This window comes from Paenibacillus sp. FSL K6-1217 (genome assembly GCF_045040735.1).
Taxonomy (GTDB): Bacteria; Bacillota; Bacilli; order Paenibacillales; family Paenibacillaceae; genus Paenibacillus_AQ.
In genome coordinates this window covers 2,893,825-2,909,075 of record NZ_CP150271.1, presented here as the reverse complement: position 1 = coordinate 2,909,075, position 15,251 = coordinate 2,893,825, and the positions used below count along the sequence as shown (strand labels likewise).

The window sequence follows — 15,251 nt, the reverse complement described above, 5'->3', positions numbered from 1 at the left end:
ACCCCTTCTCAGGTTGCCTATAATAAATGAAAATGAATGAAAATGTACTTGGAGGAGAATTAATGCGTAAACCGATCATCGCCGTCGATATGGATGATACCATCTGCCATCTCGTCAAACGTGCGATATACCACAACAACATCCAGTTTCCTACACATCCGCTTCGCTATGAAGAGATGATGGATTGGAACACGGACCATCTGCGCCATCCGGACAGCACCATGGACCTGTTCTTCGGCAGACCCGGCCTGTACGAGGAGCTGGAGCTGTTCGACGAATATGTGGTGGAAGAGATGGAGAAGTTGCATAACGCCTATGATGTTATTATTGTGACGGCAGCCGTCCCGAAGACGGTGCTGGAGAAATGGAACTGGCTGCAAAAGCATATGCCGTATATCCCGGCCGACAATTTCTTCACCTGCAAGCGGAAGCATCTGATCGACTACGATCTGCTGATAGATGACGGCCCGCACAACCTGCTGCCTGCCGTGCAGGCAGGGAAGAAGGTGCTCTGTATCCCGCATCCGTGGAACCTGAGGGCACGGGAGCAATACTCTTTTCCGCTGATGACCTCCTGGGAGGGTGCAATGTCGCGGGTGGATGAGATTTTGCAGGCGTAGGGTGAACCTGAACTTGAATAACTGCCTGAAGATAAGCCCCGTATCACGGGGTTATTCTGCTGTGCCCCGGAGACGCTCCGCCGCTGTTCTGCCATAAATCCGTTGTCGAACATTATCCATATTTGCTGTATGATGGTTCTATTATTGCGTTTCTTGCTCCAAGGAGGATTACAGGTTTGTATATTAGGTTGAAGCACAAGCTCCGTCACAGTCAAAAGCTCAGTCTCACCACGCTGCTCACAGGCCTGGTGACGCTGGTGGTTCTGCTCACCTCAAGTATTCTTCTGCTTGGCTCTTATGAGTCCAAGAAGCGGTCATTAATGGAGACCACGCTTCATCTGAATTATATTAACGCTGACCGTATGTCGAGGACCATGGATTCCTTGTTTCAGTCTATGCACGGGACGCTGGAATACAACGCCGCAAGGCTGTCTGACATAGAAGCTATGCCCCCGCAGCAAGTGAATGATTCCCTGGATCTGATGCGCAGCAGCGGCAATTTTTTCAATTCCATCACCCTGGTGGATGCCAGCGGATTCATTCGCAATGTCTCACCTGCCAGCTTGGGAAACACGGGCAAGCACATCACCTCAACGTATAGCAAGGAAGCCTTAGCACTCCGTAAGCCGTATATCTCTTCCCCTTATCTGACTGCCAACACCAAGCGGTTAATCGTATTTTTGAGCCAGCCGATCTTCGATGCTGCGGGTACCTATGCCGGAATTCTCAGCGGTACCATCTATCTTCAGGAGAATAATGTGCTGTCGGAGATTTTTGACAATGGGCAGGAGGATGATTCGGGGGTTTATTATTATATTGTGGATTCGAAGGGACACCTGGTGTATCACCCGGATAAAGAACGGATCGGCACAGATGTCAGCAGGAATGAGGTGGTGCAGCGGCTGATGAGTAAGCAGAGCGGAGAACAGCCAGTCACTAACACCCGGGGCATTGAGATGCTGGCCGGTTACTCCAGTGTGCCCGCCAATGGCTGGGGCATTGTGGTAGTCTCCCCGATTAGCCAGATTCATAAGGAGCTGATGGGGCATTTTCGAATCCTGATCGGGTATTCCTCCTTGCCGTTCATTGTCCTGCTGCTGGGGGTTATTCTACTGGCACGCAAGTTTGCGCGTCCTTTTGTCTATCTGGCAGATGTGGTCAGTAGGATGGGCAAGGAACAGATCGAGCTGCAGGAAGCGAAGCGGTATTGGAGCCGGGAGGCGTATCTGCTGACTGACGGTGTGTCGCTTGCCCTGGCCAATATCCAGCAGCAGACCGAGCAGTTGACCCATGAAGCCGTTACGGATGCGCTGACCGGTCTGATGAACCGCAGATCCCTGGAACATACGATTACCCAGCGGATGAGCTCCAGCGGCTCCTTTTCACTTGTAATGCTGGATATCGACAAGTTCAAGCTCGTCAATGACACCTACGGCCATAATGTGGGCGATGAAGTGCTGAAGCATGTCGTCCGGGTCATTGTAACCTCGCTTCGGCCGGATGATATCTGTTACCGCTATGGCGGGGAAGAATTCGTGATTCTGCTGGCCCGGACCACGCCTGCTGAAGCCTTCAGCGCTGCTGAGCGAATCCGGCTTGCGGTTGAACGGAGCCAGGCTCCGATTGCGGCGCAGCTTACGATTTCGCAGGGAATTGCCCACTATCCTTCGCATGCCACTGACCTCGCGGGACTGCTTGTGAAGGCGGATCAGGCCCTGTATCTGGCGAAGAGCAGAGGGCGGAACCAGTCGGTGATTGCGCAATAGCACAGATGGAAGGCTGAACAGGAGCTATCGCGCTTTGGCAGCTTTTGCGATATAATCGAGAATAATTTCCTGAAGGTGGAGCATTGTGAGAATTGGCAAAAAAAGATTGCGCCTTCAGACCACCATCACCCTGATGATCTGCCTGATCGTCGTGCTGGTGCTGCTGATTGTGTATGTAATGTTCGGCATGAGATTCTCCGAAGAAGCCCGGGCTTCCCTGGAGAATAAGGCCATCACCATTGCCCGTACGGTCTCCCGCACACCGGGGGTGGTGGACGGGCTGCTTGCAAAGGCGGATTCTGGCAGCATCCAGCGTTATGCAGCCGATATCAGCGCCATCAATGATGTTCAATTCGTGGTGGTGATGGATATGGGAGGCATCCGCCGTTCCCATCCTGATCCGGCGCTGATCGGCAAGCATTTCATGGGTGGAGATGAGACGGACGCGCTGCACGGCAAGGAGACTATCTCCGTGGCTGAAGGCTCGCTCGGTTATTCTGTGAGAGCGTTCTCACCTATATTCGCTCCTGATGGCAAGCAGGCGGGAGCAGTAGCTGTAGGCATATCCCTGGGCAGCGTCCGTTCAGCCGTTCAGCAGAACCGCTGGATTATCTTCTCGGGCATCCTGTTCGGCGGGCTGATGGGGATATTCGGTGCCGTCCTGCTGGCCCGCAAAATCAAGCGGATGATGTTCGGTATGGAGCCGGGAGAGATCGCGAAACTATTGGAGGAGCGCAGCGCCATGCTCCAATCGGCCAAGGAGGGGATTCTGGCCGTTGACAAGGAATCGCGGATTACCCTGGTGAATGCCGAAGCCCGCAGGCTGATGGGCAGCGTCGGCTTGAGCCAGGAACCGGTCGGCAGGCAGGTGGGGCAATTCTGGCCGCTGCTGCGGATGGAGACGGTGCTGGATACCGGAGAAGCCTTGCAGGACAAAGAAGTGGAGCAGAGCGGCATCACACTGCTGGTGAATGTGGTTCCAGTCCGGGTGAACGGAATTATCGAAGGCGCCATTGCCACGTTCCGTGACAAGACCGAGATCAGTATACTGATGGAGCGGCTCTCCGGCATCTCCCTGTATGCCGAGGCGCTGCGTGCCCAGACCCATGAGTTCATGAACAAGCTGCATGTCATCATGGGGCTGACCAACATGCGCAGCTACGGGCGGCTGGAGGAATACCTCACGGATATTGTACAGAGCATCCAGACGGAGGCGGACTCGGTGGTCCGGCTGGTCAAAGACCCGGTGATGGTCGGGTTCCTGCTCGGCAAGCTCAGCAGAATCAGAGAGGCCGATGTGCGGCTGGTGATCCGGGATGACGGTAAGCTGCCTGAAGCAGCGGATCACGAGGTGGCGCGGGAGCTGGTCACGATAGCAGGCAACCTGCTGGACAATGCGCTGGAGGCGCTGCAAGGCGTGGACAACAAGCAGATCGAGATGGGGTTCCGGCATCAGGACAACCTGCTTACACTCCAGGTCAGTGATAACGGGCCGGGCATCTCTGCAGAGGACGGGTCTCACCTGTTTGAACAGGGTTATTCGACCAAAGGCAAGGACCGGGGCGTCGGGCTGTATCTGGTGCACCGGAGTGTGGTCAAGCTGGGCGGGACGATTACGTATGACAGCCGGATAGGGGAAGGGACCGAATGTACGGTGCAGATTCCTTATCTGGCGAAGAGTGATAATAACGCGTGAAGCATACGAGAATGATGAAGAGTGGGGATAATTCAGGAAGAGGGTGGAGAGCCCATAATGATCAAAGTACTTATTGTTGAAGATGATCCCATGGTATCGGAGATGAACAAGTTCTATTTGGAGCAGGTGGAGGGCTTCCGTGCCGGTGGATGGGCCAGCTCGGCGGGAGAAGTGCTGGAGCTGCTGGAGCAGCAGGCGTATGACCTGATCCTGCTGGATATTTACATGAAGGAGAGCAACGGGCTGGAGCTGCTGTCCGAGATCCGGCGCAGAGGCGTGAAGATCGATGTCATCGTGATCTCGGCGGCTAGCGACAAGGAGAGCATCCAGGAAGCATTGCAGAACGGGGCGGTGGACTACCTGATCAAGCCGTTTGAGTTCTCCAGGCTCCGGGCAGCGTTGAATGGATACAGGGAACAGAACCGGCTGTTCCGCAGCCAGGAGCGGCTGAACCAGTCGGAGCTGGACAGGCTGGCGAGATTCAAGCAGGAACGGACGTCTTCGCAGGAGCTGGCGAAGGGCTTCACCCGGCAGACGCTCCAGACCATCTGGCGTGCCGTCGAAGCCTGCGGCAGCGAACTGTTCTCCGCCGAGGACATCTCGGCGGTATCCGGTATCTCGCGCGTCTCCGCCGGGAAGTACTTGGTCGGGCTGACGGAGATGGGCGTGCTGGAGATGGACCTCGTCTATGGCAGCATTGGCAGACCAGTACAGAAGTACCGGATCGCCCCGAACGGCAAAGCGCTGATTACCAATTACATCTAAACTAGCTGAATAACTAGCTGAAGCTCCTGCCGTAAACTGCGGCGGAGCTTTTTGGGTTACGCTATACCGCAGCGTTCAAGATAAATACTCTTGTAATCCTGCTCTTAAGCTGATTTCAGGTTCCCAGCCGGGTAATTTGAGTTCACTGCTCCAAGGAATCATGACTTCACGTTCTCTATAGGGCCTTGCACCCCATTCAATGGGAAGCTTCAATTCCAAAATCTCCTCGATTAATTCAACCAATTGTTTAACCGAGAGCATCTCCTCCGTTGAGACACTGTATGATTCATATTCTTGTACCCAATTATTTAACAAACGCTCTGCACTTACCAGGTAGGCATTAATTACATCTCGGATATGTACCAAATTTATGATTTGCTCTCCTTTGGTCATTCCTAAGGTTTGGTTAGTAGATTGTCTTAGCTTATTCAGAAGTGCTAACAACTTGGGTCTAGTATCACCTGCACCATAATTATCAAGCAGTTTCAGGGTTATAATTTTAATCCCTTTTACATTAGAGTAATAGGCCAGAATGGCTTCGAAAGCTTGTTTGGTGGCTGCGTAGAGACATACCGGATCATATTCAGCATCCTCAAAATGTTGCCATGAGGTCCCCGTATTAATCATCTTGTTAACCTGATTTTTATCCATTGCCTCTAATAAATGTGTTCCAAAGAGAATATTACTTCGGATAAGCGCATCAATCTGATCAGGCTGATGATCTGTTAAAACTAATGCAGCAGTATGAAAGACAATATCCGGTTTCACAATTGAAAAAATCTCCAGCATTCTTTCAACCGCACCATCGTAAGTAAACGCAGAAATCTGCCCTTCAAGTCCGTCTAATTTATCAAAGTTAGAATTATCACGTGTAATAATACTGACCTGCCAACCATCTTCAATTAACCTCCGGACTAAATTCGATCCAACAAACCCTGTAGCACCGGTTACAATAGCCCTTCTGCTCATCCTTTTCTCCCGTCTCTTAAAAAGTTTCTTGACTAAATTTATGTTGAATCAGGCCGATTCATTCTTTTTGGATAGCGCTTACTTTAATAATTTACAAAACCTCTTTAATACTTTCATAAAAACAAAAGCGCTTACAAAGCCGCTATGATGAATTTGTAAAAGAGTTAAGGAGGTAAGGTAAACATGCAAAAAGCAATTCAGCCCCCACTGTCAGTACCGGATCAGCAGCATGTACTGAAACAAGGAGAACAAGGCTGGGCCCAGCGGCTCATGCAATTGAAGGTTGGCGTCATTCCGCTTCCTCTGTACGTGGTATTTGCACTTATTATTTTTGCGGCATCTGTACTGGGTGAACTGCCAAACGATATGATCGGCGGCTTTGCAGTAATTATTGTCCTGGGGGTGCTGCTCAGTGATCTGGGCTTCAAGCTTCCGGTTCTTAGGAACATCGGCGGCCCGGCCATCCTCTCATTAATGATCCCATCGTTCCTGGTGTTCTGGAATGTGCTCGATCCCTCGGTGCTCGAATCTGTTAACACCCTGATGAAGACCTCGAACTTCCTCTACCTGTACATCTCGATTCTGGTAGCCGGAAGTATTACAGGGATGAACCGGACCACGCTCATTAACGGATTCATCCGCATCTTCATCCCGATGATGGCCGGAACTCTGGCGGCGGTTGGTGCGGGACTGGGCGTAGGAATGCTGCTCGGCTATAGCGCACACCGGACGCTGTTCTACATTATCGTGCCTATTATCGGCGGCGGCGTCGGGGAAGGCATTCTCCCGTTGTCCATCGCGTTCTCGCAGATCCTCGGCGGTGAATCCGGCTCTTATGTGGCCCAGATGATTCCGGCGGCGGTGATCGGCAACGTGTTTGCGATTATCGTAGCGGGCCTGCTCAAGCGGATGGCTGACAACAATCCGTCCATCACCGGAAACGGTGTCCTGGTGAAATCGAAGGACGGCCAGAAGCTGGCGGGCAGCACGTATGACAGCGTGAAGCCGGACTTCCTGCTGATGGGCGCAGGCCTGCTGTTCGCCTGCGGGCTCTTCATCACCGGACACCTGCTGTCGCCGTTTGTCGGCATTCCGGGTCCGATCCTGATGATCTTCGCAGCCGCGCTGCTGAAGATTTCGAAGCTGCTGCCGTCCAAAATCGAGCAAGGCGCTTATCAGCTCTACAAGCTGGTCTCGGGTACTTTAACCTGGCCGCTCATGGTCGGCCTGGGGATGCTGTACATTCCGCTCAAGGATGTCGCTGCCCTGATTTCGCTTCCTTATATTATTGTCTGCGCTACCGTTATCGTAGCGATGACGATCACCGGCTACTTTACCGGCAAATGGGTCAATATGTATCCGGTAGAAGCGGCCATTGTCACCGGCTGCCGCGGCGGCCTGGGCGGAACCGGCGATGTAGCCATTCTGTCCGCATCGGGACGCATGGAGCTGATGCCCTTCGCACAGATCTCCACCCGTATCGGCGGTGCGATTACAGTAGTTGTGGCCACGCTACTCATCTCTGTATGGGGCGGCTGATCAGGGTGTTCAATCACTAGATGATGAGCCTGAATCACATGAAATCGTATCCAATCGTGTCCAATTCGTGGACAATTTCCAGGTGTCAGCTTTTATCTTGCCAATCCGATAATTATCGCGGAGAATGACTAAGGGAGTACATGAAATGTAGTGTTGACGGGGCTGCATACGGGCCTGGAAGGGTTCCGATTGCCGGAAGCTCCGATGAATATAGCAAGATCCGAGATGGATGGAACAAGCGGTTAACCAGTTGAATGGAGGAGTTACCCATGGAACTATTAGAAGAAATTATGCTGCTGCATAAAGGCGGCAAGCTTGAAACTACCCTGAAGCATCCCATCCTGTGCAAAGACGACCTGTCCAAAGTCTATACGCCGGGTGTGGCGAAGGTCTGTCAGGCGATTGCCGATGATCAGTCCCAGGCCTATGAGCTCACCACGAAGAAGAATACTGTAGCTGTCGTATCCGATGGCACGGCTGTGCTGGGGCTGGGCGATATCGGGCCGAAGGCGGCCATGCCGGTCATGGAAGGCAAAGCGGCGCTGTTCAAGCAGTTCGCAGATGTGGACGCGGTGCCGATCTGCCTGGACACCAAGGATACCGAAGAGATTATCGCGATTGTAAAAGCACTTGCCCCGACGTTCGGCGGCATTAACCTGGAGGATATCTCCTCTCCGCGCTGCTTCGAGATTGAAGCCAGACTAAGAGCCGAGCTGGACATTCCGGTCTTCCATGATGACCAGCATGGTACAGCCATTGTCGTGACTGCCGGATTGCTGAACGCACTTAAGGTGTGCGGCAAGGAGATCAAGGATGTTAAGATCGTAGTCAACGGCATCGGCGCAGCCGGCATCTCCGTCTCCAAAATGCTGCTGCATGCCGGAGCGGTGAACCTGATCGGCGTGGACCGGGAGGGCGCGATTAACCGGCTGGCGGATTATGAGCGCAGCCACTGGAGCGATTACGCCCAGATCACGAATCCTTATCTGGAAACAGGCGGACTGTCCGATGTCATTAAGGGCGCGGATGTCTTCATCGGCGTCTCCGCACCGGATGTGCTGAAGCTGGAGGATGTGCTGAACATGGCCAAAGACCCGATTGTGTTCGCCATGGCGAACCCGACCCCGGAGATTGATCCCGTGATTGCCGCGCCGCATGTGAGAGTCATGGCGACCGGCCGCTCCGACTTCCCGAACCAGATTAACAATGTGCTGTGCTTCCCGGGAATCTTCAGAGGCGCGCTGGATTGTGAGGCTACAGACATCAATGACGATATGAAGCTGGCGGCAGCGGAGGCCATCTCCTCAGTGATTGATCCCTCCGAGCTGCACGAGAACTATATCATTCCCGATGCTTTCGATCCGCGGGTGGTAGAGAGAATCCGCATAGCTGTAGCCGAAGCGGCAGCGAGGAGCGGCGTAGCCCGCAAAGACCTGTTGGTCGGCATTAACTGATACGAATTCGAATGAAGATATTGAAACGGCAAGCTCCCCTAAGAGCTTGCCGTTTTTGTGCAGGCAGGGGATCGGGATGTGGCTCTAATGGGAAGGCCCCGCACTTTCACACCGGACCGGAAGGCAGGTCATCCCCGGCTGAGCATGTCATGGTTATGCCGGCGGAATTACGGGTAATCAATGGGAGATTCAGGGCCGGATGCGGCTATTCCGGCTATACATAAATCTGACACTGGAGGGTACAAACATGAGCGAGGAAGAAGTGGAAGCAACCGGCTGGGATGCTATTGAAGATCAGATGAGGAGATTGTACGGACAGCAGGAGCCGAAGCATTATGCTGCAATCCTGCCTTATAGGCTGGGAGGGAAAGACCCGCTTAGCGGAATCAGCGCCTATGAAGCGCAGCAGCCTTATCCGCATTGGCATTTCGTAACGTTCGGGTTCTCTGAGCTGTACGATAAAGAGTCGGAGAACCTCGAATACAGCGGCTACGGCTTCGAGCTGACCTTCCGGCTGGCCCGCAGTGCAGAAGAACAGGAGCCTCCGGCTTGGGCGATCAATCTGCTCCAGAATATGGCCCGCTATGTATTCTCCAGCGGGAATATCTTTGCCTCCGGTCATTATCTGGATGCGAACGGCCCCATCTGTCTGGGCGCGGACACCCGGCTGACTGCGCTGGCTTTTATTGATGATCCGGAGCTTCCAGCCGTGGATACGCCCAATGGACGGGTTGAATTTCTGCAAATGGTGGGAATTACAGCGGATGAACTGGAAGCCATGATGACCTGGAATACGACCTCATTCCTGCATGCCAGCCAGGAGAGGCTCCCCGCCTATATCACCGATCTTACCCGGGACTCGCTGCTTCTGCTTCCTGCCATTAAGGAAGCTGTCCGTCAAGGCATCGAGCGTGACGGGTCCCAGACGGGTATCCTGTATGTAGATGAATTGGGCTTCGAGCCTGCAAAGAACCGACTGCTGGGCAGCGCACCGGCTGTCCTGACCATGGGGGCACGGCAGGCCGCGTCGGTAGCCAGCCTGCTGCGCGGACGATTGCTGAAGGGGAAGCCGCTGAGGTTAACCTGCCCGAAGCTGCAGGTCTTGCTGGAACCGGCTCAAGAGACTGGTTGTGTACAGGATGGGGAGAACGTCCGAATCAGCCTGAGTGAAGCGGCTATCCTGGAGCTGGAAGCGAAGCTCCAGCCCAAGGAAGGCGAGTTCCGGCTGTCCACCGCCAAAGACCTGAAGGTGCAGGTGAGAAAGACCTATATCAAAGACCAAGAGGGCAATGTGGTAGAGGTTATCGGCTAACCTAATTGCTATCATTGCTATCCTGTGTTACTCCATCCCGAATCTTTAGCTTTTCTTTAGACTTAGTTTAGTCTGATTTAAGAATGACCGACTATATTTAAGGAACAAAGAAAAGCGCTCAAAATATGGGAACGGGAGTCAACCATGGTCAAATTGAATTTATTTATCCGTATTTGCGTTGCAGTGCTGCTGGTGCTGGGCATTATCTATGTCGGCTCGCTGGTGAATTTCATTTTTAATCCGATTATCTCGTTGTTCAATGTCGTGATTGTGCCGTTGATGCTGGCCGTCTTCTTCTATTATCTGCTTCGTCCCTTGATTGATTATCTGTCCTCACGAAAGCTGAATCGTTCCTTGGCCATCCTGCTGGTCTATCTGGTCATCGCTGTTCTGCTGCTGGGATTCACGGTAGGCGTCTGGCCTTCGCTGCGGAATCAGCTGGTGAATGTGGTTAATAATATGCCGGGTGTGCTGAGAGCGGTGGGAGATCAGCTTAGTAAGCTGGAGAACAGTGAGCTATTGTCCAATCTGATCCCCGAGAATACGAATCTGTCCAGCCAATTGATGGACTATCTGAACAAAGGCTTCTCGCTGGCGACAGTCTATGTGTCCGGGCTATTCGCCTTTGTCTCCAATTTCGCTATTGTGCTTTTTACCTTTCCGATCCTGCTGTTCTATATGCTCAAGGAGGGCGGGAAGTTTGGCGACAAGCTTGTGAGCTTCTTCCCTAAGCGGTATCATGAGGAGGGTGCGGGAGTTATTGCTGAAATCGACGGAGTGATGGGCAGCTTCATCGTCGGCAGAGTGCTGGTCAATCTGGCGCTGGGCGTCCTGATGTATATCGGGTTCCTGATCATCGGCCTTCCGTATGCGCTGCTGCTGACACTGGTGGCTGTGCTGATGAACTTTATCCCGTTTATCGGAGCGATTCTGTCCACCGTGCCGATCTTCATCTTCGGCTTAATTGAGTCACCATCTACGGCCATCTGGTCCATTGTAGTGGTACTTGTCGCGCAGCAGATTCAGGATAACCTGGTGGCCCCCTATATCTTCGGCAAAAGCATGGATATCCACCCGCTGACAACGATCATTCTAGTCCTGGCCGGCGGCGATTTCGGCGGAATCATCGGCATCCTGGTCATTATTCCGGTCTATATGATGCTCAAAATCATCATCGTCAAGCTGTATCAGCTGTTCATCCGTAGCCGCTGGGACGAGGAGCAGGCATTGCCTGCGGAACCAGTGCCCGGGGGCACGGCGCCGTCTGCGGATGCAGAGGAGTAAGAGCAGAGTTGGTGCTGAGTTAAGAAGCGAGTTAGGGCAGATTGGGAGAAGAGGTGGAAAAAAGGCACTTGTTTCTCGCAGAATGGACTGATGCGGGGAATTAGTTGGAAAAAGTACACTTAATCTGCCAAAATATATTGATTCGCCTAAAGTCGGCTCCAATAAGTGTTGTTTATCCAACTAATGGTTGAAAGTGTCTCTGTAACGCCAAATTAGATGTACTAAATCCACTTGCTTCACCCGCTGTGTTCTGAGCTATACATTTGATACAACCGGTCACTAATCCGAACTTAAAAAAGGGCTGTCCCAAACGCCGTCATCGGGCTTGGGATAGCCCATCTTCAATTAAGATGCTCTCACAATAAGCAGAAGAGTGGATGCTCGCTCTGCGAACGGACCCAACCGTTGTTCCAATCCGCTCCGTTCCCCCAGATGGATCTCCGTGGACATTGGTAATCCACGGCCATCCCGGACCAGTGCCGAACGTTGCCCCGCTCCTACTCCCGCATCAAAAACGCCCGCGTCCGCTCCAGCTTCGGGCTCCCGAAGATCTCTTCCGGTGTGCCCGATTCGGCAATCTCCCCGTTGTCCATGAAGAATACGCGGTCGGCGACATCGCGGGCGAAGCTCATCTCATGGGTGACGATCATCATCGTCATGTTCTCCTCGGCCAGCTGGCGGATGACACGCAGCACCTCGCCGGTTAATTCAGGATCCAGCGCCGAGGTCGGCTCGTCGAACAGGAGAATGTCCGGGCTCAGCATCATTGCCCAGGCAATAGCCACACGCTGCTTCTGCCCGCCTGATAGCGTGGAGGGGTAGACGTCCGCTTTGTCAGCCAGGCCTACCTTGGCGAGCAGCTCCCGGCTCTTGGCCGTGATCTGCTGCACACTCTCCCGCTTCAGCGTGCGCGGGGCAATCTCCAGGTTATCCCGCACACTGAGATGCGGAAAAAGATTAAAATGCTGGAATACCATTCCCATGTTTGAGGTGATCTCTCTAATCGCTGCCGTACTGGTGTAACGGCCATCCTCAACAAGCGCTTTCCCGCAGATCGAGATGCTGCCGCCGGTGACCTCCTCCAGATGAACCAGACTGCGCAGCATAGTGCTTTTGCCCGAGCCGGAAGGTCCGATCACGGCAACGACCTCGCCGGGGGTAACGTCAAAGCTAATCTTGTTCAGCACATCAGTGCTGCCGAAGGATTTCTGTAATTGCCGTACTTCAATCATGCTACTCATAGCCTAACAGCCCTTCTACTCAAATTTGAATCGTCTCTCCAGCAGCTTGAAGAATAACGTAAGCACCAGTGTCATCAGCAGATAAATAACGCCCGCTACGACAAAAGGCGTGACGGTGAAATCACGGTTCACCGCCGTCTTGGCGAAATTCAGCAGCTCCGGCACCGCCACGGCATACAGCAGAGCGGTATCCTTGACCAGCGTGATGGACTCATTAGCAACCGCCGGCAGAGCCACCCGGAACATCTGGGCAAGAATTACCTTGCGCAGGGTCTGCCATTTGCTGAGCCCGAGAACCTGGGCAGCCTCATGCTGTCCTTTATCAATCGAGAGCAGCCCGCCCCGGAAAATCTCGGCGAAATAAGCGCCGTAATTCAGAATAAATCCGAGGCTGGCCGCTACGAAACGGTCCATGACCAGATATTCCCCGATCACGGGAATCTGCGGCAGGCCGAAGCAGAAGAAGAACAATTGCAGCAAGAGCGGCGTTCCGCGCATGACGTAAATATAAGCGTGCGCGATCCAGGCCAGCGGCTTCAGCGTGCTTTTGGCCATCAGCGTGACGACCATCCCGAGCGGGATGGACAATACAATGACGATCAGGAACAGCAGCACCGTAGTCCGGGCGCCTTCCAGCATCGGTCCGGAAATTCTAATAATATAATCGATATCGATGTCTACACCCGGCTCCTAAACGATAGCATCTAGTTCAATACCTTATTCTCTCCGAACCACTTGGTCGAGATTTCGGCGGCGGTTCCATCACTGCCCAGTTCATCCAGCGCCTTCTGCAGCTCATCGAGCAGAGCTTCATTTCCCTTCTTGATGCCAATACCATATTGCTCAGGGGCCAGCGATTCCTCCATCAGCTTGTACGTATCCGGCTCCTTGGCTATGTAATATCGGGCTACAACCTCATCAATCACAACGCCATCCAGACGGCCCGACTTCAGGTCGGTCAGCGCCAGCACATTATCGGTGAATTCAGACACGCCGCCAAGCTCGGCCTTGATCGGATTCGCATCCAGGGCATCTGCGGCAGAGGAGAGGCTCTGGAGTCCGATTTCTTTACCGGCCAGATCCTGAAGCTTCGCAAGTGCTGAATCCGCCAGCACAACGACCACCTGGCTGTTCTCCAGATAAGGCTTCGTGAACAACACCTTGTCCTTGCGTTCATCCGTGATGGTGTAGCCGTTCCAGATCATATCAATCCGTCCGCTGTTCAGCTCGGACTCCTTGGCGGACCAGTCGATCGGCTGGAAGGTAACTTCACGGCCCATCTTCGCGGCAGCCGCCTTGGCATAGTCAATATCAAAGCCGACGATCTCATTGTTATCATCTCTGAAGCCCATCGGGGCGAATTTGTCGTCGATGCCGATCACCAGCTTCCCATCCTTGCCTCCTGAGCTGGAGCAGCCTGCAATTACGGCAACCGCCAATATTACGAGTAGAACCCATATTCTTTGTCTCTTCATCTCTCTAATCCCCCTAGTAGATTGCGTGCAGCATCCTTTGCTTTAGTTCGTTAATACGTTATCAGTTTATCATGATAGCATATCGGTTGAGCTACTGTCGATAGAGTTGAGAAGCCTACATGTGTCCAAAATATATCAAATCATATACTGAAACCGCCTCCATCCCGGCGAAGCCGAAAGGGGGGCGGTTACTGGAAACTTTTATATAGTTACGCCAAGTCTAATTAACCTAAGCTAACCTCAATATTGCGTATTGCCCGATTGGCTGGTCTTGCCTGAGGCATAACCCTTGAAGAGGGTGGGCACATTGCGGTAGCGGGTATTGGTGATCCGGGCGGCGCTGCTGCTGCTGTCTGTGCGGAAGATGGAGTCTTTGACATTGGAGATGTCGGAGCTGTCCAGGGTGAAGTTCACAGCATAGGAGGTGCCGCCGTTCTGGCGGGCCAGCTTGCCGATGTCATCGGCTCTGAAGTTTTTAATGTTGATGGTGCCCGCAGCGTTCGCCTGGAACACTTTATCGTAAGCTTTGTACGCACCGCCGCCTGTGATATTGACGGTACCGGAAGCCTTCAGCGTCAAGGCATCCTCGCCGACATCCTGCCAGGTCACATTGGAAATGGTCGCATTCCCGTAACAGTGCACCCCGTCTGCGCCGGGAGCGCCGATAATTACATTTTTAAGTGTAGCATTCTTTTCCAGCCGGAAGATGGGCTTCTGATTCTCTGCCTGGCTGCCGTCTCCAAGGGTGCTGGGATTGGCCACATAAGTCTGGCCGCTGCCGTTAAAGGTCTGGCCTGCTGGAACTACAATCGTAGCATTGACCACAATTGGGGTTGCGGCAGATACCTGGGAAGGACTGGAAACATAGAACGAAGACAACATGACAACCGACAGAAGCAAGCCTGCAACCTTTTTCAAAAACATTCCGCCCTTCAACAGTAGAATATAGGCCCGGCGAGCCGGTACCTGGTGGGGAATACGAGCAGATGTGCACCTCTGACCGCACCCGATATCTAAGATATTTCAGAACACGTGTGCATAGAACAATTTTCCTTTTATTGAGATGTATTACCATATTCAAAGGCGCAATTCGAAGCGGGTTGCAAACTAAGTTATAAAGGATAACAATA

General features: G+C 53.1%; 13 protein-coding genes. 8 read left to right on the top strand and 5 right to left on the bottom strand.

Annotated features, from left to right (window positions below; genetic code table 11):
* The first annotated feature begins 62 nt into the window (after positions 1–62).
* From MHH28_RS12950 to MHH28_RS12935, 4 genes are all read left to right on the top strand, one after another.
* Positions 63–620: a 5' nucleotidase, NT5C type gene (locus MHH28_RS12950; protein ID WP_405115485.1), complete on the top strand. Its 558-nt coding sequence runs from the start codon at positions 63–65 to the stop codon at positions 618–620.
* Positions 621–796: 176 nt separating this feature from the next.
* Positions 797–2,386 carry a diguanylate cyclase gene (locus MHH28_RS12945; protein WP_405115483.1) on the top strand — a complete coding sequence of 530 codons (1,590 nt, stop codon included), beginning with the start codon at positions 797–799 and terminating at the stop codon, positions 2,384–2,386.
* Between the two features lie 85 nt (positions 2,387–2,471).
* The gene (gene dcuS / locus MHH28_RS12940; protein ID WP_405115481.1) at positions 2,472–4,082 is read left to right on the top strand and encodes a DcuS/MalK family sensor histidine kinase; all 1,611 of its coding nucleotides are present in this window, start codon (positions 2,472–2,474) and stop codon (positions 4,080–4,082) included.
* A 57-nt stretch (positions 4,083–4,139) separates the two neighbouring features.
* Entirely contained in the window at positions 4,140–4,847 is a 708-nt protein-coding gene (locus MHH28_RS12935) for a response regulator (RefSeq protein WP_405115479.1), read from the top strand.
* A 75-nt stretch (positions 4,848–4,922) separates the two neighbouring features.
* On the opposite strand, the gene MHH28_RS12930 is transcribed toward MHH28_RS12935, so the two are convergent.
* Complete coding sequence (locus tag MHH28_RS12930; RefSeq protein ID WP_405115477.1) at positions 4,923–5,816, bottom strand: NAD-dependent epimerase/dehydratase family protein; 894 nt, start codon at positions 5,814–5,816, stop codon at positions 4,923–4,925.
* Positions 5,817–5,999: 183 nt separating this feature from the next.
* Between MHH28_RS12930 and MHH28_RS12925 the strand changes: the two genes are divergently transcribed.
* The 4 genes from MHH28_RS12925 (at position 6,000) to MHH28_RS12910 (ending at position 11,405) form a co-directional block, all read left to right on the top strand.
* On the top strand, positions 6,000–7,355 hold the full coding sequence (locus MHH28_RS12925; protein WP_405115475.1) for a 2-hydroxycarboxylate transporter family protein: 1,356 nt from the start codon (positions 6,000–6,002) through the stop codon (positions 7,353–7,355).
* Positions 7,356–7,624: 269 nt separating this feature from the next.
* Entirely contained in the window at positions 7,625–8,809 is a 1,185-nt protein-coding gene (locus MHH28_RS12920) for an NADP-dependent malic enzyme (RefSeq protein WP_405115473.1), read from the top strand.
* 247 nt (positions 8,810–9,056) lie between these two features.
* Positions 9,057–10,121 carry a suppressor of fused domain protein gene (locus MHH28_RS12915; RefSeq protein ID WP_405115471.1) on the top strand — a complete coding sequence of 355 codons (1,065 nt, stop codon included), beginning with the start codon at positions 9,057–9,059 and terminating at the stop codon, positions 10,119–10,121.
* Between the two features lie 144 nt (positions 10,122–10,265).
* The gene (locus MHH28_RS12910; protein WP_405115469.1) at positions 10,266–11,405 is read left to right on the top strand and encodes an AI-2E family transporter; all 1,140 of its coding nucleotides are present in this window, start codon (positions 10,266–10,268) and stop codon (positions 11,403–11,405) included.
* A gap of 497 nt (positions 11,406–11,902) precedes the next feature.
* Here MHH28_RS12910 and MHH28_RS12905 read toward each other — a convergent pair whose 3' ends face one another.
* From MHH28_RS12905 to MHH28_RS12890, 4 genes are all read right to left on the bottom strand, one after another.
* Positions 11,903–12,646 (bottom strand): amino acid ABC transporter ATP-binding protein, encoded by a 744-nt coding sequence (locus MHH28_RS12905; RefSeq protein ID WP_405115467.1) that lies wholly within the window; start codon positions 12,644–12,646, stop codon positions 11,903–11,905.
* A 15-nt stretch (positions 12,647–12,661) separates the two neighbouring features.
* On the bottom strand, positions 12,662–13,321 hold the full coding sequence (locus tag MHH28_RS12900; RefSeq protein WP_405117054.1) for an amino acid ABC transporter permease: 660 nt from the start codon (positions 13,319–13,321) through the stop codon (positions 12,662–12,664).
* 29 nt (positions 13,322–13,350) lie between these two features.
* The gene (locus MHH28_RS12895) at positions 13,351–14,121 is read right to left on the bottom strand and encodes an amino acid ABC transporter substrate-binding protein (RefSeq protein WP_405115465.1); all 771 of its coding nucleotides are present in this window, start codon (positions 14,119–14,121) and stop codon (positions 13,351–13,353) included.
* Between the two features lie 240 nt (positions 14,122–14,361).
* A complete protein-coding gene (locus MHH28_RS12890; protein ID WP_405115463.1) occupies positions 14,362–15,045 on the bottom strand; it encodes a pectate lyase in 684 nt (227 codons plus the stop codon).
* Between the last annotated feature and the right edge of the window lie 206 nt (positions 15,046–15,251).

Bases quoted from the DNA above. Each gene is read 5' to 3' on its own strand.
- MHH28_RS12920 (WP_405115473.1), top strand. From the start codon at position 7,625: ATGGAACTATTAGAAGAAATTATGCTGCTGCATAAAGGCGGCAAGCTT.
- MHH28_RS12905 (WP_405115467.1), bottom strand. From the start codon at position 12,646: ATGAGTAGCATGATTGAAGTACGGCAATTACAGAAATCCTTCGGCAGC.
- MHH28_RS12890 (WP_405115463.1), bottom strand. From the start codon at position 15,045: ATGTTTTTGAAAAAGGTTGCAGGCTTGCTTCTGTCGGTTGTCATGTTG.
- MHH28_RS12915 (WP_405115471.1), top strand. From the start codon at position 9,057: ATGAGCGAGGAAGAAGTGGAAGCAACCGGCTGGGATGCTATTGAAGAT.
- MHH28_RS12950 (WP_405115485.1), top strand. From the start codon at position 63: ATGCGTAAACCGATCATCGCCGTCGATATGGATGATACCATCTGCCAT.
- MHH28_RS12930 (WP_405115477.1), bottom strand. From the start codon at position 5,816: ATGAGCAGAAGGGCTATTGTAACCGGTGCTACAGGGTTTGTTGGATCG.
- MHH28_RS12925 (WP_405115475.1), top strand. From the start codon at position 6,000: ATGCAAAAAGCAATTCAGCCCCCACTGTCAGTACCGGATCAGCAGCAT.
- MHH28_RS12910 (WP_405115469.1), top strand. From the start codon at position 10,266: ATGGTCAAATTGAATTTATTTATCCGTATTTGCGTTGCAGTGCTGCTG.
- MHH28_RS12935 (WP_405115479.1), top strand. From the start codon at position 4,140: ATGATCAAAGTACTTATTGTTGAAGATGATCCCATGGTATCGGAGATG.
- MHH28_RS12895 (WP_405115465.1), bottom strand. From the start codon at position 14,121: ATGAAGAGACAAAGAATATGGGTTCTACTCGTAATATTGGCGGTTGCC.